17 protein-coding genes are annotated in these 21,035 nt (G+C 60.2%); 10 read left to right on the top strand and 7 right to left on the bottom strand.

Going from position 1 to position 21,035, the window contains the following annotated elements:
* From HF945_RS05490 to HF945_RS05465, 6 genes are all read left to right on the top strand, one after another.
* Positions 1-648: an ATP-binding cassette domain-containing protein gene (locus HF945_RS05490; RefSeq protein ID WP_290524741.1), complete on the top strand. Its 648-nt coding sequence runs from the start codon at positions 1-3 to the stop codon at positions 646-648.
* Positions 645-2,141 (top strand): ABC transporter permease subunit, encoded by a 1,497-nt coding sequence (locus tag HF945_RS05485; RefSeq protein ID WP_290524740.1) that lies wholly within the window; start codon positions 645-647, stop codon positions 2,139-2,141. Before HF945_RS05490 ends, HF945_RS05485 begins: the two co-directional genes overlap by 4 nt.
* Positions 2,142-2,501: 360 nt before the next feature.
* Positions 2,502-3,275, top strand: a complete 774-nt coding sequence (locus tag HF945_RS05480; protein WP_290524739.1) for a PhzF family phenazine biosynthesis protein — start codon at positions 2,502-2,504, stop codon at positions 3,273-3,275.
* Positions 3,272-5,446, top strand: a complete 2,175-nt coding sequence (gene selD / locus HF945_RS05475; RefSeq protein ID WP_290524738.1) for a selenide, water dikinase SelD — start codon at positions 3,272-3,274, stop codon at positions 5,444-5,446. Before HF945_RS05480 ends, selD begins: the two co-directional genes overlap by 4 nt.
* A 47-nt stretch (positions 5,447-5,493) precedes the next feature.
* Entirely contained in the window at positions 5,494-5,871 is a 378-nt protein-coding gene (locus HF945_RS05470) for a PA2779 family protein (RefSeq protein ID WP_290524737.1), read from the top strand.
* A gap of 17 nt (positions 5,872-5,888) precedes the next feature.
* The gene (locus tag HF945_RS05465) at positions 5,889-6,833 is read left to right on the top strand and encodes a PA2778 family cysteine peptidase (RefSeq protein ID WP_290524736.1); all 945 of its coding nucleotides are present in this window, start codon (positions 5,889-5,891) and stop codon (positions 6,831-6,833) included.
* Here the strand turns inward: HF945_RS05465 and HF945_RS05460 are convergent.
* The 3 genes from HF945_RS05460 to HF945_RS05450 all read right to left on the bottom strand — a co-directional run bounded on the left by HF945_RS05460 (position 6,800) and on the right by HF945_RS05450 (position 9,864).
* Positions 6,800-7,432 carry a hypothetical protein gene (locus HF945_RS05460; protein WP_290524735.1) on the bottom strand — a complete coding sequence of 211 codons (633 nt, stop codon included), beginning with the start codon at positions 7,430-7,432 and terminating at the stop codon, positions 6,800-6,802. The two genes, HF945_RS05465 and HF945_RS05460, sit on opposite strands and share 34 nt — an antisense overlap.
* Positions 7,432-8,775 carry a peptidylprolyl isomerase gene (locus HF945_RS05455; RefSeq protein ID WP_290524734.1) on the bottom strand — a complete coding sequence of 448 codons (1,344 nt, stop codon included), beginning with the start codon at positions 8,773-8,775 and terminating at the stop codon, positions 7,432-7,434. Before HF945_RS05455 ends, HF945_RS05460 begins: the two co-directional genes overlap by 1 nt.
* Before the next feature lie 66 nt (positions 8,776-8,841).
* Complete coding sequence (locus HF945_RS05450; RefSeq protein WP_290524733.1) at positions 8,842-9,864, bottom strand: phospholipase; 1,023 nt, start codon at positions 9,862-9,864, stop codon at positions 8,842-8,844.
* 173 nt (positions 9,865-10,037) lie between these two features.
* Between HF945_RS05450 and HF945_RS05445 the strand changes: the two genes are divergently transcribed.
* The 3 genes from HF945_RS05445 (at position 10,038) to mscK (ending at position 15,687) form a co-directional block, all read left to right on the top strand.
* Positions 10,038-10,703: a tRNA/rRNA methyltransferase gene (locus HF945_RS05445; RefSeq protein WP_290524732.1), complete on the top strand. Its 666-nt coding sequence runs from the start codon at positions 10,038-10,040 to the stop codon at positions 10,701-10,703.
* A gap of 390 nt (positions 10,704-11,093) precedes the next feature.
* A complete protein-coding gene (locus HF945_RS05440) occupies positions 11,094-12,077 on the top strand; it encodes an IS110 family transposase (protein WP_290522779.1) in 984 nt (327 codons plus the stop codon).
* Between the two features lie 256 nt (positions 12,078-12,333).
* Positions 12,334-15,687, top strand: a complete 3,354-nt coding sequence (mscK, locus tag HF945_RS05435; RefSeq protein WP_290524731.1) for a mechanosensitive channel MscK — start codon at positions 12,334-12,336, stop codon at positions 15,685-15,687.
* 271 nt (positions 15,688-15,958) lie between these two features.
* Here mscK and HF945_RS05430 read toward each other — a convergent pair whose 3' ends face one another.
* A complete protein-coding gene (locus tag HF945_RS05430; protein ID WP_290525395.1) occupies positions 15,959-16,261 on the bottom strand; it encodes an antibiotic biosynthesis monooxygenase in 303 nt (100 codons plus the stop codon).
* 813 nt (positions 16,262-17,074) lie between these two features.
* Here HF945_RS05430 and HF945_RS05425 point away from each other — a divergent pair.
* Positions 17,075-18,967: a propionyl-CoA synthetase gene (locus tag HF945_RS05425; protein ID WP_290525394.1), complete on the top strand. Its 1,893-nt coding sequence runs from the start codon at positions 17,075-17,077 to the stop codon at positions 18,965-18,967.
* A gap of 32 nt (positions 18,968-18,999) precedes the next feature.
* On the opposite strand, the gene HF945_RS05420 is transcribed toward HF945_RS05425, so the two are convergent.
* From HF945_RS05420 to HF945_RS05410, 3 genes are all read right to left on the bottom strand, one after another.
* Positions 19,000-19,761 (bottom strand): diguanylate cyclase, encoded by a 762-nt coding sequence (locus HF945_RS05420; protein WP_290525393.1) that lies wholly within the window; start codon positions 19,759-19,761, stop codon positions 19,000-19,002.
* Positions 19,762-19,986 (bottom strand): PAS domain-containing protein, encoded by a 225-nt coding sequence (locus tag HF945_RS05415; protein WP_290524730.1) that lies wholly within the window; start codon positions 19,984-19,986, stop codon positions 19,762-19,764.
* 511 nt (positions 19,987-20,497) lie between these two features.
* Positions 20,498-20,986 (bottom strand): VOC family protein, encoded by a 489-nt coding sequence (locus tag HF945_RS05410; RefSeq protein WP_290524729.1) that lies wholly within the window; start codon positions 20,984-20,986, stop codon positions 20,498-20,500.
* Positions 20,987-21,035: the final 49 nt, after the last annotated feature.

Raw genomic sequence — 21,035 nt, 5'->3', positions numbered from 1 at the left:
GTGTTCCGGTTTGAGCAGGCACGGCTTGGCCATCCTGGCCAGGCCGTGTTCGATAACCTGACCCTGCAGATCAACACAGGCGAAAAGGTGGCACTGCTCGGCCCCTCCGGGGCAGGCAAATCCACCCTGCTGGCCGCCCTGCGACAGCAGAAGCCGGATCAGGTGGCCTGGTGCCCGCAGAATGCGGATCTGGTCCCCATGCTCAGCGTGTTTCACAACATCTACATGGGCGCCCTGGATCGCCATCACAGCATCAGCAACCTGCGCAATCTGGTCTGGCCCTCGCGCCAGCAGAAACAGGTGATTGGCGAGCTGGCCGCCGAACTGGGGCTGGCCGACAAACTGTTCACCAGTGTGGACCGCCTGTCCGGCGGGCAGGCCCAACGTGTAGCCCTGGGTCGGGCCATCCATACCCGGCGCGGCATCCTGCTTGCCGACGAGCCGGTCTCCAGTGTGGACGAACATCAGGGGCTCAACCTGCTGCAACAGGCACTGGCCCGCCATGACAGTGCGGTGATTGCCCTGCATGACCGCCAACAGGCCCTGCAAGCCTGCACCCGGATCATCGGGCTGCGCGACGGCGCCATCGTCCTGGATGCGCCCTGCGCCACGTTGAGCCTGGCGGATCTGGATCCTCTCTACCAATGACACCAGCGCTCAATACCACCGCCAGTGGCTGGCGCCGTGTCAGTGGTTTACTGGCCCTTGTGGGGCTGGTTGCCCTGCTGCTGGCCGACCTGGAGATCACCCGCGTTTCTCCCGGCCATGAGTTGTTGCGGATCAGCCAGGGTTTCCTGAGCCCGGACTTTTCCTCAACGGATTTTCTCTGGCGTGCCGTCGTCAACACCCTCGCCTTTGCCGGGCAAGGCACGGCACTGGGCGCCCTGGCCGGGTTTGCCATGGCCGTGATGTGGCACTGGCGGGCCGTGCGTGCAGTGGCCGCCAGTGTGCGCGCGGTGCATGAACTGTTCTGGGGGTTGTTGCTGTTGCAGCTCACCGGGCTCAGCACCGTTACCGCCGTACTTGCCATCGCCATTCCCTACAGCGGCATCTTTGCCAAGGTGTTTGGCGAATTTCTCGAAGAAGCCGACCCGGCGCCGGCCGCCGCCCTGCCCGCTGGCAGCCGCGCACTGAGCGTGTTCTTCTTCGCCCGCCTTCCACTGGTGTGGCAGGCGTTCAAGGCCTACGGCAGCTACCGGCTGGAATGCGCCATCCGCGCCTCCGCCATTCTTGGTTTCATCGGTTTGCCCACACTGGGGTTTCATCTGGAAACCGCCTTCCGCGAAGGGCATTACGATCAGGGCGCCGCGCTGTTGTATCTGTTCTTCCTGATCATCTTTACCCTGCGCTGGTGGCTGCGCCCGACGCTCATTCCGGTCTACCTGATCGCCGCCGTGGCCTGGGCACCGCCGGTGGTCTATCTCAATCCGGATATCCTGGTGCGCTTTGTCACCCATGATCTGGTGCCCGCCCCCCTACGTCAGGGCGAGAACCTGACCGCCCTGTTTCAGTGGCTGGCCATGCTCTGGCAACAACAACTTTGGCCAGGGCTATGGCAGACCCTGGTGCTGGGCATGGCCGCCCTGCTGGTGACAGCGCTGCTGTCACTGCTGTTGTTCCCGTTGATCTCGCCCCTGTTCGGCAACCGTGTCTCACGCCTGGGAGGCCACGGTCTGCTAGTGGTGCTGCGCACCACCCCGGAGTTCTTTCTCGCCTTCTTTTTCCTGATTCTGCTCGGTCCATCCATGCTGCCTGGCATCCTTGCGCTGGCATTGCATACCGGCGCCATCGTGGCGCACCTGACCGGGCGCTTCAGTGAAAGCCTGCACCTGCGAGCCGATGCCCCAACCGGACTCAACCGCTATGCCTGGGAAGTACTGCCACGCATCAGTCCCAACCTGCTGGCCTTTCTGTTGTACCGCTGGGAAGTGATCATGCGCGAAACCGCCGTGCTGGGTATCCTGGGCATTCATACCCTGGGCTTCTACATCGATTCCAGCGTGGCCGAATTCCGCTTTGACCGTACCCTGATCCTGATCCTTGCCACGGTGGCACTGAACCTGGTGGTGGATGCAATGTCACGGGCGCTGCGCAAACGGCTAAGACTGAGGAACGCTGGATGCCAGATGCCCAATGCCTGACGGGAAAGTCAAAACGACGTCCACCTCAGAGGGCACAGAGTGAAAGCAGGTATTCCTGTTTCTTCCCGCCGTGATTTTGATTTTTGTGGGAGCGTGCTTGCACGCGAAGCCTTTATTCCAGAGTGCTCCATTCGCGTGCAAGCACGCTCCCACATCAAAACCTACAGTTTCACGGCGCGACGCGCCTTTCCTCGTAGCTCATAGCTGATAGCTGATAGCTCGCAACTTGATACCTGACACCCGGCATCGCCACGGCAAAGGTTGGAGCATCACCAAAGGGCCTATATCCTGTAGACAGTTTTATACATTCAGCGTCCTGCCTCAGGCGTCCCGCAGCCAGCATGCAAACCAAGGATCTTCATGAAGCTTTACCAGGTCGATGCCTTTACCTCTTCCCTGTTTGGCGGCAACCCCGCTGCGGTAGTGCCACTGGATCGCTGGCTGGATGACGGTCTGCTGCAAAACATTGCCCTGGAAAACAACCTCTCCGAGACCGCCTTCATCGTCCCGGATGAACAGGGTTACGCCCTGCGCTGGTTTACCCCCACCGTAGAAGTGGATCTGTGCGGGCACGCCACCCTGGCCGCCGCCTGGGTGGTCTTCAATGCGCTGGGATTTCCCGGCGAGCGGGTGCGATTCAACTCCGCCTCCGGCCCCTTGTTTGTGAGCCGTGACGGCCCCCGGCTTACCCTGGATTTTCCCGCCCGCCCGGGCAAGCCAATTGTGGACCTGCAACCGCTGGAGACGGCGCTGGGGGTTTCCATCACCACGGCGCTGCAAGCCCGGGACACCCTGGTGGTACTCGACAGCGCCGAACAGGTCAGGCAGTTCCAGCCGGACCTGCAAGCCATCGCCCAGCTGGATACCTTCGCCGTAATGATTAGCGCCCCCGGAGAAGAGTGCGACTTTGTCAGCCGCTTCTTCGCCCCCGCCAAGGGCGTCCCCGAGGATCCGGTCACCGGTTCCGCCCACTGCACGCTGGTGCCCTACTGGGCCGAACAACTGGGCAAGACAACGCTGCATGCACGGCAGGTGTCTGCCCGTGGTGGAGAATTGTTCTGCACCCTGGACGGTGACCGGGTCACCCTCAGTGGCGAGGCCCGCTGTTACCTGAAAGGCGACATACTGCTGTGATTCCCTCTTCAGCCAATCAGGATCTTGTTCTCGTCGGGGGCGGCCACAGCCATTGCCTGGCCCTCCGCATGCTGGCCATGCAGCCGCTGCCAGGCGTACGTGTCACCCTGGTGTCCCCGGATCCACTCAGTGCCTACTCCGGCATGCTGCCCGGGCTGGTGGCAGGACATTACGATCTGCGCGACACCCATGTGGATCTTTACCGGCTGTGTATCGCCACCGGCACCCGTTTTGTGGAAGCCGCCGTGACCAGCATTAACAGTGCCCAGCGTCAGATCACACTGAGCGACGGCAGCCACCTGAACTATGACTGGCTCAGCCTGGATGTGGGTGCCACTCCGGATCTGACGCCGCTGGGCGACGCCGTGCCCGAGTGCGTGGTACCAGTCAAACCGGTGAGTGGATTTCATGCCCGCTGGCAACAATGGGCGGCGGACAACCAGGACGGCACCCTGGCCGTGGTAGGCGCCGGTGCTGGTGGAACGGAGATGGTGTTGGCCATTGCCGAGCATGCCCGCCAGCACCATCACCCGGTGTCCCTGTCACTGATTTCAGGCAGTGTGCTGTTACCCGGTTACCACGACAGCGTGCGCCGCAAGATGCGCAAGCGTCTTGAGCAATACGGTATTGAGCTGCATGAAAATACCCGGGTTCGTCACCAGGACGGCAGACTGTGGGCCAACGACCATCCGTTGGCTGCGGACAAGGTGCTGTGGTGTACCGGGGTGCGTGGCATTCCCCTGTTCGCCCACAGTGATCTGGCCTGCGACGAAAAGGGCTTTGTGAAGGTCCATGCCACACTGCAAAGTGAGAGCCACCCGCGCGTCTTCGCCGCGGGCGACTGTGCGGCCTTTCCCCAACCCCTGCCCAAGGCAGGCGTTTATGCCGTACGCCAGGCATCCACACTGGCTGACAATTTGCGGGCCGCCCTCCAGGGCCAGCCACTCAAACCCTACAGGCCACAGCACCGCTTCCTTTCCCTGCTATCAGCGGGCGGCAAGGATGCGATTGCCAGCCGGGGCGGCGCACTGAGCGTGGCAGGCCCACTGATGTGGCGCTGGAAGGATCGCATCGACCATGCCTTCATGGCCAAATTCCAGCGGCAGCTTCCGCAGATGCCCGCACCGGCAATGGACCCGGATGCCCTGCACTGTGCCGGCTGTGGTGCCAAGGTGGGCAGTGACGCACTGTCGGATGCCCTCGCGACTCTGCAGCCGCAGATCAATCCGGGGATCGAGGCCGGGGTGGACGCCGGCGATGATGCCGCGGTGATCCAGTGGCCTGAGGATCAGCGTCTGGTCCAGAGTCTGGATTTCTTCCCGGCCTTCATTGATGAGCCCTACACCTTTGGCAGGATTGCCGCCCTGCACAGCCTCAGTGACCTGTACGCCATGAATGCAACGCCGCATTCGGCTCTGGCCAATATCACCCTCAACTGGCACCACCCTCGCCTGCAAGGCCGTGACCTGCAGCGGCTGATGGCGGGAGCCGTGCGGGAGCTGAACCGAGCGGGCTGCACCCTGGTTGGCGGTCATACCACTGAGGGGCCACAGATGGCCGCCGGTTTCACCGTGAACGGTGCAGCCGCGTCCGGGCGCCTGTGGCACAAGTCAGGCGCGCGCCCCGGCGATGTGCTGGTGCTCACTAAGCCTCTGGGCAGCGGCGTGCAACTGGCGGCCATGATGCACGGCGAACAGCTGCGGGGAGACTGGCTGTCTGCCACCCTTGAGACCCTGTTGCAGAGCAATGCCCTTGCCCGCGACGCCCTGCAGAATGACAACGTCCACGCCTGCACCGATATCACAGGCTTTGGCCTGATCGGTCACTTGCTGGAAATCTGTCAGCAGAGTCAGGTGCGTATGGCGCTGAACACCGCCGCCATCCCGTTGCTGCCCGGCACCCTCACACTCATCGATAACCAGGTGACCAGTACACTCAGCGAGGCCAATCGGCTCGGTCTGCTGCAGTGCCAGCGAAACGCCACGGTATCGGATACGTTGCTGACCGCCCTGTGTGATCCACAAACCAGTGGCGGGCTGTTGTTCTGCCTTGCCGAAGACACCCTGATTCCAGCACTGAAAAAATTGTCAGAAAACGGTGTGATGGCCTCGGTGATCGGTAAAGTCCTTGTAAAAGATGGCGAAAACCCGGGCGTCATTACGCTTGATTAACATCAAAGTGTTACCGTTATGCCAACATTTCCCACAAGGAGATTTACATGACCAAGCGTCTGACAGGCCTTATTACTGCGTTCGTACTGATGTTCTCGCAACTGATTTTTGTACCCGCGGCCCATGCCGCCATGGTGGGTAACGACGTAGTCATTCAGCAACAGGATCGTGCTGAATTGAAAGCCAAAGTGATGCAGGTGATGGATCACAAAGCGGCGGCACAAACGCTGGAAAAATATGGCGTCGACAAGGACCAGATAAGCCAGCGACTGGACCGCCTCAGTCATCAGGAGCTGCAGCAACTGGCGCAAAAGACTGACGAGCTGCCTGCCGGACAAAGCGTGTTAGGCGCGGTCGTACTGATCCTTCTGATTCTCATCGTGCTGGATCTGCTGGGTGCCACCGACATTTTCCCGGCCATTTAAGCCGCGAACGGATCGGCGTGATTACCCGAATCCTGACCACCCTGCGATGGCAGCCGGTACGTCCGGTTGTCATCGCAGCCTTGCTGTTCTTGCTGGCAGCCTGCCAGACGCTTCCCCCGCCTGAATTTGCCCAACAGCAGCCTGAGCATCAGCTCGATGTCCCCTTCGTTGCACAGGAAAAATACCAGTGCGGCCCTGCCTCGTTGGCCATGATGCTGCAATGGGCGGGCAAGCCCGACACCGCAGAAGCCCTTGTCGACGAGGTCTGGCTACCGCAACGGCAAGGCAGCCTGGGCATAGAGTTGAAAGCCGCCGCGCGCAGTCGTGGATTACTGGCTTACCCGGTGGAAGATGAGGACAGCCTGTTCAGGGAAATTCAGGCCGGCAGACCGGTGCTGGTATTACAGAACCTGGCATTGAAAAGCTGGCCGAAATGGCACTTTGCGGTGGTCACCGGCTACGACAAGGCGGGCAAGACCATTATCCTGCACAGCGGCACCACCGAGAGTGATCGCAGTCACTGGAATCGTTTCATTCGCACCTGGGCCCGTGCAGACCGCTGGGGCTTCACTCTGGTTCAGCCGGGTGAACTGCCCGCCAGCGCCACCGCGCATGGATTATTCCGGGCCATCTCTGCAGCGCCCAATGGAGAAAGTTACTGGCCCGTAGCCGTAGAAGCTTTCCCGCAAAGTGGCGAGCTATGGTTCGGCTATGGCAACAGCCTGTGGGGTGAGCAACAACGAGAGGCCGCCTTGCACGCCTTCCAGCAGGCGGTCATGCTCAAGCCGGATTTCTCTGCTGCCTGGAATAACCTGGCCTATGCGCAACAGGCACTGGGCCATGAAGACGCAGCCCGGCAAAGTCTGTGTCAGGCGCTGGCGTTGTCACCGGATGATCCCGACCTGCAGGACACTGCCCTCGATCTGGGCTACTCCTGCCCTGTGGAAACGGAAACGGACTGAAGCGTGTCCGCCACCCCCGGGTGGGCCTGAAGAATCTCATCACGCTGATGGCGCAGACCTTCCAGTTTTTCCCGGCCTTCCTGGATCTGCTCGGAAGGCAGGCCCTCCGCTTCCGCACGGGCAATCATTTTTTCCAGATCGCTGATCTTTTGCGTGGCCGCAGAGGCGAATGAGGCGTACACCTTCTGGTTTTGTCGTTGCTCGTACTGTTGGTAGAGATCGGGATCTGCCAGCTCGTTGGCGCTGGGCATCTCCCGCAGATCCTCGCTGCGCGCCAGCGGCGGCGTGCGCGGGTCACCGTTCTCCATACTGTCACGCAGCGCGGTTACCACTGCCTCAGAGGGCACGGGCACCCGGGCCGGATCCTGGCTCTGCGCCTCCAGCATGGCTTCTGGCGCCGACACATGACGCTCGCCAATGATCTCAATCATCGGCAACGCCGTTTGTGCTTCCGTGGCAAGCTCAGCAGGTGCTTCAGGCTCAGCCTGTTGCGTTGGCGTGTCCGTGAGCGCTGGCTCGGCAACCGTATTTTTCAGCTGCCACGCTGTTCCGCCAGCAACCACCCCCACGGCGACAATGGCCACCCACAGCCCGCGCATTACAACACCTCCGGATTCACACGCAGGGATGCGGCTTCACTGGCTGCCGCCAGACGCGCCTTGAAGGCCTCCTGCAGCTGCACTCGGGCAATGGCCATGGCCGCCCGGTAACGCACCGATTCACTGTCCACCGGCTGGAAACCGGTGACCTTTTCGTCCACCCAGAGGATTTCCCAGTAGGCATCATTGCTGTCGGTGGGACTCCGGAACGATGCGGACACCCGTCCCTGTGGTTGTACGAAGGCCAACGCGCGGATCCAGTCACCATTGCGGCTGTCCCGATCCACCCAGCCCAGCTCACCACCCGTTGCCGCATCCTCCGCCACCGAGTAACGACTTACCGCCTCGGCAAATGCCAGCCCCTGTTTGATTTCAGCCACGACCTTGTCCGCTTGCTGCTGGCTGTTTACCCGCAGATGCCGGGCGCGGACTTTTTCCACCCGCACAAACTCATCACGGTGCTGCTGGTAATACTCGGCCACCTGCTCCGTCGTCACGGTTTCCGCCTGTGCTCTCAGCGCCGGGTTGTCGTCGTGGATGTCGTGCATCAGACCGTACTCGTGCAGCATGACTTCACGCTGACGGGCATCTTCGATGCAGCGATCCATGGCCACCATGGCGGCCGGTGCCACACCGGATTCATGCTCAAACCAGTGAAAAACGAACTCCATGTTCAGCTGCTGCTTGATGGCTTCACGGATAAAACCAAGATTCAGATTGTGCATCTGCACCTTGAGCTGGATATTCTGACGGCGGTAAAGATCCCACAACGACAGTGTCTGCTCCGGCGCGTCATCAACAAACCGGTAACGGGCAATCACATGGGCTGCGGCCTGAGCCTGTTGCTGCTCGGTCATGGTGGTATAGAGATTCTGTTGCAGCGACAGCATGGGCTGCAGGGTCTCGGCAGACAGATCCAGCGGCGCCGTCAGCCAGGCACGACTGTCGTTGATCCCGGACTGGCGAATGGCCGCCTGGATCTGGCTGGCATAGGCGGTGCGTAGCAGACGAAAACGATGCTGCTCCTGCAGGCTTTGTGCGTCATAGCCCACACGGCCTTGACCTTCTTCGTGGCCCTCATGGCCATGCTCACTCTTCGCCATGTCTGCCAACAGGCGATTTTCAATCAACCCCTTGAGCACCACTTCACGGCTGGTCTGGGGATTGGCGCGACGACTGGCCGCCACGAAAATATTCAGGGTCTCGGCAGGAATGGCCTCACCGTTTACACGGGCAGCCACAGATTCCGGTAACGGGCCCCACTGCCGCCAACCGGTGATTGCCACCACTGAGAGTGCCGCAGTCACCGACACCACCGCGATAACCTTGTTGAAAACTTTCATTACTGCCCCCTCTTGTTGTGATTATTGAGGTAGACGGGCGGCCCCGCAGGGCCGCCAGTGTGACGCTTACGGATTCACTTTCAGCGCAGCATGGTTGAGCACATGCACCACCATGGCGATGGCATGGGGAATGACCACCTGGGCCACCTGCAAGCGGTCGCTATGGTCAGTGCTGGACAGCACAATCCCGCCATTACCGTAGGCCAGGGCGCCGCCCTGGGTCAGCAACGGCCGGATGTCATTGCTGGAGGCCGACAGCGGGGTGTAATTCTGCAGCGCTGCGTCCACCATGACCGGGTTGTTCAGGTCTTCACTGTCATAGTAATCCGCCACCCAGGATTCCCAGCCACTGTGGTTCAGGGCAGAGGTAGTCCAGACATGGTGCGGCTGCAACAGGTCCGTGGTGTGCATGACAAACCCCAGGGTCTGGGCGGTGGGGTTGGCCAGGAACTGGCTGTACCAGTATTGACCCAGGTTATCGATGGGCTGGAAGGGCATTTCCTCGAAATCATCGTACATGGACTTGCTGGAATAACTGCCCTGACGATAGTTGGCTTCGGTCACCCCGTAGGTGTTGTACTCGGAGTCATCGGACCACCACCAGCCGGTCATGCCACCGTTGCCATCATCCATATAGTCGCCGTACAACCAGGCCGCTGCGATGTTATCGATGTCACCCCACACGGTAAGCAGATCATAGTTGTAGCCACCAAAATCGTTACCGTGCGCATCGGAGCCACGGGTGTGATTCTGGAAATGCCAGTAGGAAGTGTAGTTCACCAGGGAGGCACCGGCGTTGAAGACCGGGGCGTAGACACAGTCACCGGTGGTGGCGCCACACAGATAGGTATCCTGGAAATCATCCACATCGTAGGCACCCTGCCCAATCACTTCCGCAAACTGATCCATGCTGTAACCGGCTGCATTCACCCAGGCCTTTAGACGGTTGTACTCGGTGGTGGCCGGATTCGCCTTCATATAGTTCACCGCATCAATGGCGATTCGCTTGTGGGTGATCTGCTGGAAAGCCTGGGCCGGCACGGCCAGAACGGCGGCGCTGAGCGCACCGGCAATTGCGAGCTTCTTCATGGGGGTCCCCTCCCTGACATTATTGTTGTAAAAATTATTGCGCTTCTGGACAAATAATAATCAGGTGGGCGCCTTGCCCCTAGGACGGCCCGGGACAATTCATGGACATTTTCTGCCACGGGCCCGGGAGCAGGTACAATGCTTCCCCGCTTTCCTCACGGACATAACAACCCATGGATATCGCATTTGTACTGGTAGAACCCGCCCGGGGAGAGAACATCGGCGCCGCCGCCCGGGCACTCAAGACCATGGGATTCGAAGACTTGCGACTGGTCAGACCGGGTGACATGACCGCCGCCAACTGGGTGGCTCACCACAGTCAGGACATTCTCGCCGGCGCCCGGCAGTTCGATACCCTGGACGCGGCACTGGCCGATGTGGACCTCAGTATCGCCTGCACCGCCCGCCAGCGGATCCAGAAAGAACGCTATGTGAATGCGGATGAGTGCGCGGCCCTGCTGTCGGCCAAACCCAGCAGTGTGCAGCGTGCCGCCATCGTGTTCGGTCGGGAATCCAGTGGGCTGACCGGGGAAGAAGTAGCCCGTTGCGATCTGGGCAGCAGCATACCCCTGGCCCACCCCCAGCCGTCTCTCAACCTTGGCCAGGCGGTGATGGTGTATGCCTGGGAACTGCGCAAGCACCGCCCTGAAGCACCGGCCGCCGCCAGCGACAGGGACACCTACCGCCACACCCGCGACGCCCTGCAAGGGCTGCTCAATGCTCACGGCATCGAAGCGCGCGAAAACCTGCACCAGTGGCTACTGGAACTGCTCCCCCTGGCCGACGACCGTGAACTGGGCCTGATCCGACAACTCATGCGGCGCCTGACAACGCCGTAGGAGCCAGCCGCCCACACCTGTGGGAGCCTGCCTGCAAGCGATCCGAGCCCAGGCGAGGGAAAAGCAGTTACGAGTCACGAGAAGCGAGTCTTGAACCCCAAAACCCGATAAACCTCCCGGTTTGGCCTTTCGCAACTCAAAACTCGTCACTCGCTTCTGGAATCCTTACCTCGCTGAGGCTCGGATCGCTTGCAGGCAAGCTCCTTGTATCTCTCCACGAGTGCTGATTAGCTACCAGCACTCACGGGTCGGGTTAAAGCCTGACAAGCTCCTGAGGGCATAGACCCTGTGACGTAGATCCTGGCTCCGACCCATTCTCTTAAATCTGAACGGTATCCGGGCTCTCCCCTCCGCGGGATGAAGCCGTATAAGCAAGGGAAGACACGAGAGATGCACTTCGTTGGAATTGATGTCAGCAAAAAGAGCCTCGATACACTTTGGCTGCGCCAGGCCAATCCCCGGAAGGTAAAAACACGGGTTTTCCAGAATCGGCGCGGGAAGGAGCACGAGGTTGCGCAGTGGCTGCTCAAGCAGACCGGTGCTGAGCCGTCCGAGATTCATGTGGTGCTGGAAGCCACCTGTATTTATCACGAGAACCTGACCTACGCACTCCATGAAGCTGGGTTGCAGGTGTATGTGGCCAATCCGGCGCGCACCAGGGACTTCGCCAAGAGTGAAGGGTTCTCAAGCAAGACAGACAAGCTCGACTCGCTGTGCCTGGCTCTCTACGTGAAAGAGAAGCATGAGCGACTACATAAATGGCAGCCGGAAGCGCCAGAGATCAGGCAGTTACGAGCGCTTGGTGCTCGTCTGGAGGCCTTGGAGAAAGACCGTCAGCGGGAAGAAAACCGGCTTGAGAAAGCGGAATTCAACCAGTCAAGCGAGCGAGTCATTGCCTCTATACAGGACATGATCGCGACACTGAATGAGGAGATCCGCAAGCTCAAAAAGGACATCGATGACCACATTGATGGCCATCCTGAACTGAAACAGGACCGCTCACTGCTGGAGAGCATCACTGCGGTAGGCGATGTGATGTCCCGAGAGCTGCTGTCGCTAATACACAGTCGGGACTTCCGGTCAGCCAAGCAATGTGCCGCCTTCCTGGGCATTACGCCGGTGCACAATGAATCCGGCGACTCCAGAAAGCCGACAAAGATCCGCAAAGGTGGCCGCGCCAACGTACGGGGAAAATTGTTCATGGCAGCAGTCACAGCATGCACCCACAACCCCGATATCCGGGCACTGAGACGGCGCATGGAAGACAGGGGGAAGACAGGTAAAGTGATTGTGGTGGCAGCAATGCGCAAGCTGGTGCAAATCGCCTATGGGGTAATCAAGCACCAAAAGAAATATACCCCACAAGTCGCATAGAGACGGCTTGCAGGGTATGGAGAGAGACGGTATCTACAAAACCCGGCGCCCCACGGCGATAAAACCGTAGGGCGGAAATCGGCGAATGCCGATCTCCGCCATGAACGTCCACGTCCCGTCGGAGATGGGCTCACGCCCATTTCCGAACTGCGCACTAAATCGCCTGCAGGACAGTCCGTTTTACATGTTCCGTGAGGCGTGCCGAGTCTGCCTGTGTTACAACTATCGCTGAATTGCCCCTGGAGAGAGTTTGGTTATGGATCGACGCCTTCCCCTGATGCTGTTGCTGCTTCTACCCTGCCTGGCGTTTTCACAAACCAGCTTCAGCTTGCCCGGTGTCGGTGATCTGCAGAAGCAGCTCACTGAAACCAGCGAAGGCAAACAGGATGGCAGCCCCAACCCCGAGCGAGAAACACTGGAAAAAACCCTGGAGTTTCGCCAGGAAATCGACAGCAACCAGGCCACCATCGAGGAACTGGAAACCTTCGCCAGGGAGGCACCCTCCAAGCGAACCCGTCTGGAGGCGGAGCTCACCCGCTTGCGTGAAGAGCGGGATTCCGACTGGCAGGCAGCCTACGCTGACAAGAACCTGAAAGCGCTGGTCACTGTGCTGGTCTCCCAGCTTGATGCCCTGGAAACCAACCAGAGCGAGCTGGCCCGTGCCAACAGCGAACTGACCCGGGCCCAGACCCTCCCCGAGCAGGCCCAGAAAGTCATCGGCGAAGCCATGGACCGGATCAATACCATCCGCTCACGATTAAACAACGGCACCGATGAAGACGGCGAGCCGCTGAAAGAACTGGAAATCCGTCGGCTGCAAACGGAGCAGAAGGCCCTGGAATCCCGCATCGAACGCTATAACCAGGAACTCTCGATCATTGATCGCCAGCAGGATATTGCCCGCCTTGAGCAACAGCTATTCAAGCTGGAGCAAAACCTGATCGAGCAGCGCCTGGACGCGGTACAGCCCCTAATCAACGAGCGTCGCACCAACCAGCTGGAAGAACAGGCCAACGCCCCGGATTCCTCATTATCGGCCTCGGTGCTGGAGCATCCCCAGGTGCAGCAGGCCATGAAAACCAATCAGGCCTTGCGCAAGGAGCTGGCCGCCACCAGCGACAGCGTCAATCAGCTGTTACGCACCGCCGTGGACACCAAGACCCAGCTGGACAAGGCGCGCTCCCTGTCCGCCACGGTCAACGACCAGATTCGCATGCTCGATGGCAGCCTGCTGCTCTCGCGCATCCTCTACAAGCAACAAAAGAGCCTGCCCCAGGATCAGGGAGAACTGGATCTGGAAAAGCAGATCACCGAATCCCGCCTGCGTCAGTTCGAGATCGAGCAGCACATTCAGGGGCTGGATGATGCCAGCCTCCCGCTGGACGAGGACATTGACTCCCCCGGTGGCGAAGCGCTCGATCGGGCGTTTGCCCTGCTCCGCGAAGAACGCCTGGGCCTGTACGACCAGCTGGATCAGGAACTGACCCGCCAGCTGGCTATCCTTACCCGCACCCAGCTCAATCATGACCAGCTCCGCAAGATCACCCAGGACCTGCACAACACCATTTCCGAGCAGACCTTCTGGATGCCGAGCAATCAACCACTGAGCTTTCACTGGCTGGGGCGCTTGCCCGCCGAGCTGTTGAAACAGGTGCAGAACATGCCCTGGCAAGCATTGGTGGACAGCACCTGGAAGCTCTTTACCCAGGGCTGGGCCTGGCTCATCGGCATGTTGATCCCCTCTATCCTGCTACTGCTGGTGCGGCCCAAGCTGAAAGAGCGAATCGCCGTGATGAACCGGGACGTGGGCTCCCTGCGCCGGGACAGCCAGATCCATACCCCGGTCAGCCTGCTCTATACCTTTATCATCTCGGCACCGGTACCGGTGTTCCTTGCCTTGCTGGGTAGTGCCATCTGGCTGACCCCGGGCACGTTCAGCAGTGTCATCGGCTCCGCGTTCACGCAACTGGCACTGTTGTGGCTGGTGTTCGAAGTGCTTTACCGGCTGCTCAAGAACAACGGCATTGCGCAGCGCCACTTCCGCTGGGACATGACCCATCAACAGCAGATGCGCCGCCGCATGCTGATCACCGGACTGGCTCTGGTACCGATGATGTTCATCATTGCCTTTGGCGACCAGTGGCCCGCCCAACTCAGTAACGACCGCCTGGGCCTGGTCATCATGCTGGCCTGCCTGGGCGCCATCCTGGTCAGCCTGCCTGCCATCGCCCGGGCCTACCCCGGTCGCCACTACAGCGCCGCCATGAAAACCCTGTCCACCGCCCTGTGCGGCATGGCCCCGCTGGCACTGATCGTGTTGACCGGGGTGGGCTACTACTACACCTCCGTACGCCTGGCCGGCCACATGATTTTCAGCCTTTATCTGGTGGCCCTGTGGATCCTGCTGGACGCCACCGCCGTGCGCGGCCTGGCCGTGGCAGCACAACGGCTGGCCTACAAGCGGGCAGTGGCTCAGCGCGAAAGCGAGCAGAAGGACAACGCCAGTTCGGAAGCGGTGGAAGTGGAAGAGCCGCAACTGGATCTCAAACAGGTCAACCAGCAGTCATTGCGGCTTATCCGGCTGGCGCTGGTGGGCGTCATTGGCGTGCTGGTGTACTGGGTATGGGCAGATGTATTCCATGCCTTTGCCTACACCGACAAGATTGTGCTGTGGGAAACCGCTGACGGCACCGGTGCAGAAGCCAGCGCATCACTGATCAGCCTGGGGGATGTGATCGCCTCACTGGTCATCGGGGCGGTCACGTTCCTGCTGGCCAGCAACCTGCCCGGCCTGCTGGAGGTATTGGTACTGTCCAGACTGGATCTGCGTCAGGGCACCAGTTATGCCACCACCACCCTGCTCTCCTACGTGATCGTGGCCAGCGGCCTGGTGCTGACCCTGGGCGCACTGGGACTCAGCTGGGACAAGATGCAGTGGCTGGTGGCGGCACTGGGGGTGGGGCTGGGCTTCGGCCTTCAGGAAATCTTTGCCAACTTCATGTCCGGCATCATCCTGCTGTTCGAACGCCCAATCCGGATTGGCGACGTGATTACCATCAACAACCTGGACGGCACCGTGAGCCGGATCCGCATTCGTGCCACCACCCTGATCGACTTTGACCGCAAGGAAATCCTGGTGCCGAACAAGGTGTTCGTCACCGAACGGCTGATCAACTGGTCACTTTCTGACACCGTTACCCGGGTGATTCTCAAGGTGGGCTTTGCCTACGGTTCCGATCTGGAGAAATGCCGCGACATTCTGCTCAAAGCGGCCAGAAACAACCGCCGGGTACTTCGGGATCCCGAGCCGGTGGTGCTGTTCATGGGCTTTGGTGCCAGCACCCTGGACCATGAATTACGGGTGCACGTGGATGATATCAACGATCGCCTGGCCGCCACCGATGAGCTCAACCGGCACATTGATGCGCTCTGCAAGGAACAGGACGTGGAAATTGCCTTCAGCCAGCTGGACATCCACATCCGCACCAGCAATGGCGAGCAGCTCAACCTGGAAAGCCACAAGGGCAACGAAGGCAATGACGACAACGGCCCGTCAGCGGATTCGCAAGCTAACGATGGCAAATCCAACCAAACTGGGGATCCGAAGTAAGCCATGGCAAGCCAGGCCAAGTCAGGAGAGAAACACATTGGCAGCGTCTTGCCGAGACAAGCCGTTAGGTCGCTCAGCGATGTGATGAACCAGACGAAAACAGGCGTGAGCCACTCTTCCCCTGGCGAACCCGGGCCCAAACCAGGGAATAACGGTTTATAGCGAAAACAGACAGGGCCCTGCGAACCCCTGCCCCTTTGCCCCTTGCACGCAAGCGCCAAGGTCGAACACCTGGGCGGGCTGCGCATCAGGTGTCCGGCATCGGGCGTCCTTACAACACCACCTCAAAACATTCCAGCTGCGGCGGGCCCAGGTAGATATCCTTGCGGGCCCCGGCGTTGGCGTGGGCCTTGCGGAACGCCTCGGACTTGGTCCAGCCTTCAAACGCCGCCTTCGACTCCCACACCGCATGGGACGAAAACAGGGTGTACTCTTCGTTGCTCGCCCCCTGCAACAGGTGAAATTCCTTAAAGCCCGGTACCTCTTGCAGAAACGTATCCCTGCCCCGCCAGATCTCGATAAAATCGTCTTCACAGCCCGGCTTGATCTTGAAACGGTTCATGGCGATGTACATGGTTGCCTCCGTGTAAATGAATGTGCCCCCATGGTGAACCACCTGCCGCACCACTGCATTGACGGTAATTACCGCAACACGCAGCATGCATCACGCCCAACCCCGCCACCGACACCCTGCTGGCGCTTAGCTTGCCTGAACGAACCCTTTGCTCTCCTCCACACCCCATTGGCCGGGACAAGCCTGGCGCCCATGGCGGAGATGCCCTGGGGCATTTCCGCCCTACGGGATTTCGCGTCACTCAAATTTGCTTGCTGTCACTGGCCAAGGCGCATATCGCTTGCAGGCAAGCTCCCACACCATAATTCCAGGCTCCTGTGGGAGCTTGCTTGCAAGCGAATAGCCCTTTCCGCACCAACATTCGCCTGCAAGCAGGCTCCCACGAGACAGGCATCTGCGAGAATCAAAATGCGGCGATGAAATCCTGTTCCCCTGAACAGATGATGCGGTTGGCAGGTCCGCCCTTCTCCCGTTGCGGCTACACGGCGGAGATCGGCTCTCGCCGATTTCCGCCCTACGTTTTTCCGCGGCTTCTGTAGGAGCGGTCGTTCGACCGCGATTAAACCCATCGCTTCGCGGCGGAACCGCCGCTCCTACAAAACACAAGCCATCCCCTTATGGGCTCCCATGAAGCCTGATGTGTGCCGCGCCTCCTTTCCCCACTTTAGTCTAATTCACTGGCCAACCCCCTCGTCATAGCATCCCATCAAGACACCCTTAACTGCCCGTGCTTCATCCAGCCCTTACCACTGGTCTCCCGCACCGGGCCACAGCCCCATCAGAAGTGGGCGCGACACCATGAGGTCAGCCGCGATGAGCTACCAGGAAGAGTACTCTGCATCCATCAACGAACCCGACACCTTCTGGGCCGACAAGGCACGGCAGCTGGACTGGTTCACCTTTCCTGCCACCATTGTCGGCAAGGACGAAAACGGCATTGATCGCTGGTTCCCTGACGGGGTCATGAATACCTGCCACATGGCGCTGGATGCCAATCTGGCAAAGGGCCGCGGTGAACAGGTGGCCATCTACTACGACTCACCAGTGACCGACAGCAAGCAGACCATTACCTACGCCGAGCTGACCGACCGCGTGGCCCGCTTCGCCGGCGCCCTGCAGCAACAGGGCGTGGGCAAGGGCGACCGGGTGCTGATCTACATGCCCATGATCCCGGAAGCCGTGGTGGCCATGCTTGCCACCGCACGTCTGGGGGCCATCCACTCCGTGGTTTTTGGCGGCTTCGCCCCCCACGAACTGGCCATCCGTATTGACGATGCACAGCCCAAGGTCATTGTCTCGGCGTCCTGTGGCGTGGAAGTGAACAAGGTGATCGAGTACAAACCCATGGTGGATGCGGCCATCGAGCAGGCCAGCTACAAACCGGAACACTGCATCATCTACCAACGCTCCCAGGCCCTTGCCTCACTGATCGAAGGACGGGATCTGGACTGGCAGAACGCCGTAGACGCCGCCGCACCCGCCGACTGCACCCCGGTGCTGGCCACCGATCCGCTGTACATCCTCTACACCTCCGGCACCACCGGCAAACCCAAGGGGGTGGTCCGTGACAACGGCGGCCACGCCGTGGCCATGCACTACAGCATGAAAGCGATTTACAACATGAACCCCGGCGACACCTTCTGGGCCGCCTCTGATGTGGGCTGGGTGGTGGGGCATTCCTACATCGTCTACGCCCCGCTGATCAGTGGCTTGTCCACCGTGCTCTATGAAGGCAAACCGGTACGCACCCCGGATGCCGCCGCCTTCTGGCGCGTCGTCGAGGAGTACCAGGTCAAGGCCCTGTTTTCTGCTCCCACTGCCTTCCGCGCCATCAAGAAAGAAGCCCCCAACGCCGATGGCATCCGCAAGCATGATCTGTCGTCACTGGAATCCATCTTCATGGCCGGCGAACGGCTCGACCCCCCCACCTACGACTGGGTAAAACACATCACCGGCCTGCCGGTGGTGGATCACTGGTGGCAGACCGAAACCGGCTGGGGCATCTGCGCCAACCTCATGGGTGTGGAGCCCAGGCCCTGCAAGCCGGGCTCGGCCACCTTGCCCAGCCCTGGCTACGACGTGCGCATCCTCGATGACAACGGCAACGAAGTGGGCCCCAACCAGCAAGGCAACGTGGCCATCAAACTGCCGCTGCCCCCCAGCTGCCTGCCCACCATCTGGGGTAACCACCCGCGCTTCCTGGCGGGCTATCTGGAACAGTTCCCGGGTTACTACACCTCCGGTGACGGCGGTTACAAGGACGACGACGGATACGTCTTCATCATGGGTCGCACTGACGATGTGATCAACGTGGCCGGGCACCGGCTCTCCACTGGAGAAATGGAAGAAGTGCTGGCCGGCCATCCGGCCGTGGCCGAGTGTGCGGTGATCGGCATTGCCGACGATCTGAAAGGTCAGGTCCCACTGGGGCTGGTATTGCTCAAGGACGGCATGGATGTGGAGGCAGACACCCTGAACAGCGAACTGGTCGCCCGTATCCGTCAGGAAATCGGCGCCGTGGCCTGCCTCAAGGACACCCTCATCGCCCAGCGCCTGCCCAAGACCCGCTCCGGCAAGATCCTGCGCAAACTGCTGCGCCAGATTGCCGACGGCGAAAGCTATACCGTGCCGTCCACCATTGATGATCCGGCCAGCATTGCGGAAATCGAAGCACTGTTGAATGAGAGAGTCATGGTGGCGAGCTAGTGACTGTTCAACTATCCATGAACAGTGCCGGATCAATCTGCGGCCTTCACCCGAAAACCATTGCGGCCAGCGTGCTTGGCGTCGTAGAGCGCCTGGTCGGCGAGCTGGAAGAGATCGTCATAGGCCTCATTGGCCGTGGCCACACCAATGCTCACGGACAGACAGCCCTTGTCGTCTGAATAGACGTGAGGAATCTGCAAACGGTGTACCGCCTCAATGATTTTCTCCGCCACGGCAATCGCCCCGGCTTTTGGGGTATAGGGCAACAACACCACAATCTCTTCACCGCCATAACGGGCGGCAAAGTCCGTTCTCCTCGGCAGCGTCGCCGCCACCTGCCGCGCCACCTCACGGATCGCATGGTCTCCCTGTTCATGACCATAGAGATCGTTGAACTGTTTGAAGAAATCGATATCGATGATCATCAGCGACAGCGCAGAGCGAGTGCGCCGGGTGGCCGACACCAGCTCACAGAACTTGCAGTCAAAGGCTCGGCGGTTGGAGATACCGGTAAGGGCATCCACGTAACTGAGCTCTGCCAATTCCTTGTTCGCCTGCGACAGCTGCAGCGCCATTTCCTTCTGGCGGGTGATATCCAGATGGGTGCCCACCATCCGTTTCGGGCTACCGTCATCGTTCCATTCCACCACCTGCCCGGCATCATAGACCCAGACCCAGTGTCCGGCCGTGTGCTTCATGCGCGATTCGAAAATGTAGTAATCCGTGTTCCCGGCCCAATGGTCACGCAACAGCCGGTCGGATTCTTTCAGGTCGTCGGGGTGAGCGTAGGTGATCTAGGTCTGGATACTCACCGGTGAAATCTCGTCCAGGGTATAACCAATAATGTCCGCCCAGCGTTCATTGAAAACGGTTTCGCCGGTCTGCACATTCCAGTCCCAGATACCCACGCCAGTGGCCTTGATCACCATATCAAGCTGTTTGGACTGATGCTCGTACTCCTTGAGCCGTGCCTGAAGCGCCGTCAGCGCTTCCTGCAGTTCCTTTACCGTTTCCGCCATTGCCTTCCCCACACAGGCTGACCAGTCTCCTGACGCTGATAGCCCCTGGATTCCCCGCTCCCACGGCAAACCCGCGCACACGGGCACCCGTTGCGTGTTAGTTGTTGTCCGGAACGTTCAGAACTGCCGCGCCCTGCGTGGCATACACCCTCTGCCCGCCGCCCTCCCCCTGACAAGGAACAGGCAGGACACTCCGCTTTCAGCACTTATCCCTGCCAAGCTTACCCAACGCAAACAGCGGAGAGCATACGACTTAGGTATAAACATTGTTTTCGATATTGAATACCCGCAAGGTGGATCAGGGCCGTTATCCCCCGGATCCGCAGAGAGCGACCCGGAGTGAAATGGACGCAAGACAGGGAGAGCGGCGGGCGCTTAAGAGCAAAGACCCGAATTAAAAGCGGGAAACCGGTCAGCCTTGCAGGCTGTGCGGGGATGCACAGGTAAGACCTTGGCCGGCGCCCATGACGCCGAACCCGCTTGAGCGTATAACCACGAATTCGGTGCGTGGTCAGTCGTTACGGCAGGCCGCCTCAATAGCCGCTACATCGATCTTGTGCATGGTCATCATGGCCTCGAAAGCCCGCTTAGCCAGCCCCCGATCCGGGCTGTTGATGGCCTGAGTCAACACCACCGGCGTAATCTGCCAGGAGAGCCCCCATTTATCCTTGCACCAGCCACAGGCACTTTCCTGCCCGCCGTTATCGATAATGGCATTCCAGTAGCGATCCGTTTCTGCCTGATCGTCCGTGGCCACCTGAAACGAAAAGGCCTCATCATGGCTAAAGGCATCGCCGGCATTGAGCCCCAGACAAGGAATGCCCATCACCGTGAACTCCACGGTAATCACATCCCCTTCCTGGCCGGCGGGATAATCCCCCGGCGCCCGGTTCACGGCATCCACGGTGGTATCGGGAAACACACTGGCATAAAACCGTGCGGCCTCCTCCGCATCACAATTGAACCACAGGCAGACGGTATTTTTGGCTGGCTTGGACATGGGGTCCCTCCCGATTATTGAAACGGATTCCAGCGTGGACCGTGAGAGC

The sequence above is a fragment of the Alcanivorax sp. genome, assembly GCF_017794965.1.
Classification (GTDB): domain Bacteria; phylum Pseudomonadota; class Gammaproteobacteria; order Pseudomonadales; family Alcanivoracaceae; genus Alcanivorax.
The sequence above is the reverse complement of the archived record's forward strand: the minus strand, read 5'-3'. Positions and strand labels throughout refer to the sequence as shown.

Coding starts and splice junctions, on each gene's coding strand:
- HF945_RS05485 (WP_290524740.1), top strand. CDS start 645: ATGACACCAGCGCTCAATACCACCGCCAGTGGCTGGCGCCGTGTCAGT.
- HF945_RS05480 (WP_290524739.1), top strand. CDS start 2,502: ATGAAGCTTTACCAGGTCGATGCCTTTACCTCTTCCCTGTTTGGCGGC.
- HF945_RS05470 (WP_290524737.1), top strand. CDS start 5,494: ATGACCAAGCGTCTGACAGGCCTTATTACTGCGTTCGTACTGATGTTC.
- HF945_RS05460 (WP_290524735.1), bottom strand. CDS start 7,432: ATGCGCGGGCTGTGGGTGGCCATTGTCGCCGTGGGGGTGGTTGCTGGC.
- HF945_RS05455 (WP_290524734.1), bottom strand. CDS start 8,775: ATGAAAGTTTTCAACAAGGTTATCGCGGTGGTGTCGGTGACTGCGGCA.
- HF945_RS05450 (WP_290524733.1), bottom strand. CDS start 9,864: ATGAAGAAGCTCGCAATTGCCGGTGCGCTCAGCGCCGCCGTTCTGGCC.
- HF945_RS05445 (WP_290524732.1), top strand. CDS start 10,038: ATGGATATCGCATTTGTACTGGTAGAACCCGCCCGGGGAGAGAACATC.
- HF945_RS05440 (WP_290522779.1), top strand. CDS start 11,094: ATGCACTTCGTTGGAATTGATGTCAGCAAAAAGAGCCTCGATACACTT.
- mscK (WP_290524731.1), top strand. CDS start 12,334: ATGGATCGACGCCTTCCCCTGATGCTGTTGCTGCTTCTACCCTGCCTG.
- HF945_RS05430 (WP_290525395.1), bottom strand. CDS start 16,261: ATGTACATCGCCATGAACCGTTTCAAGATCAAGCCGGGCTGTGAAGAC.
- HF945_RS05425 (WP_290525394.1), top strand. CDS start 17,075: ATGAGCTACCAGGAAGAGTACTCTGCATCCATCAACGAACCCGACACC.
- HF945_RS05415 (WP_290524730.1), bottom strand. CDS start 19,986: ATGGCGGAAACGGTAAAGGAACTGCAGGAAGCGCTGACGGCGCTTCAG.
- HF945_RS05410 (WP_290524729.1), bottom strand. CDS start 20,986: ATGTCCAAGCCAGCCAAAAATACCGTCTGCCTGTGGTTCAATTGTGAT.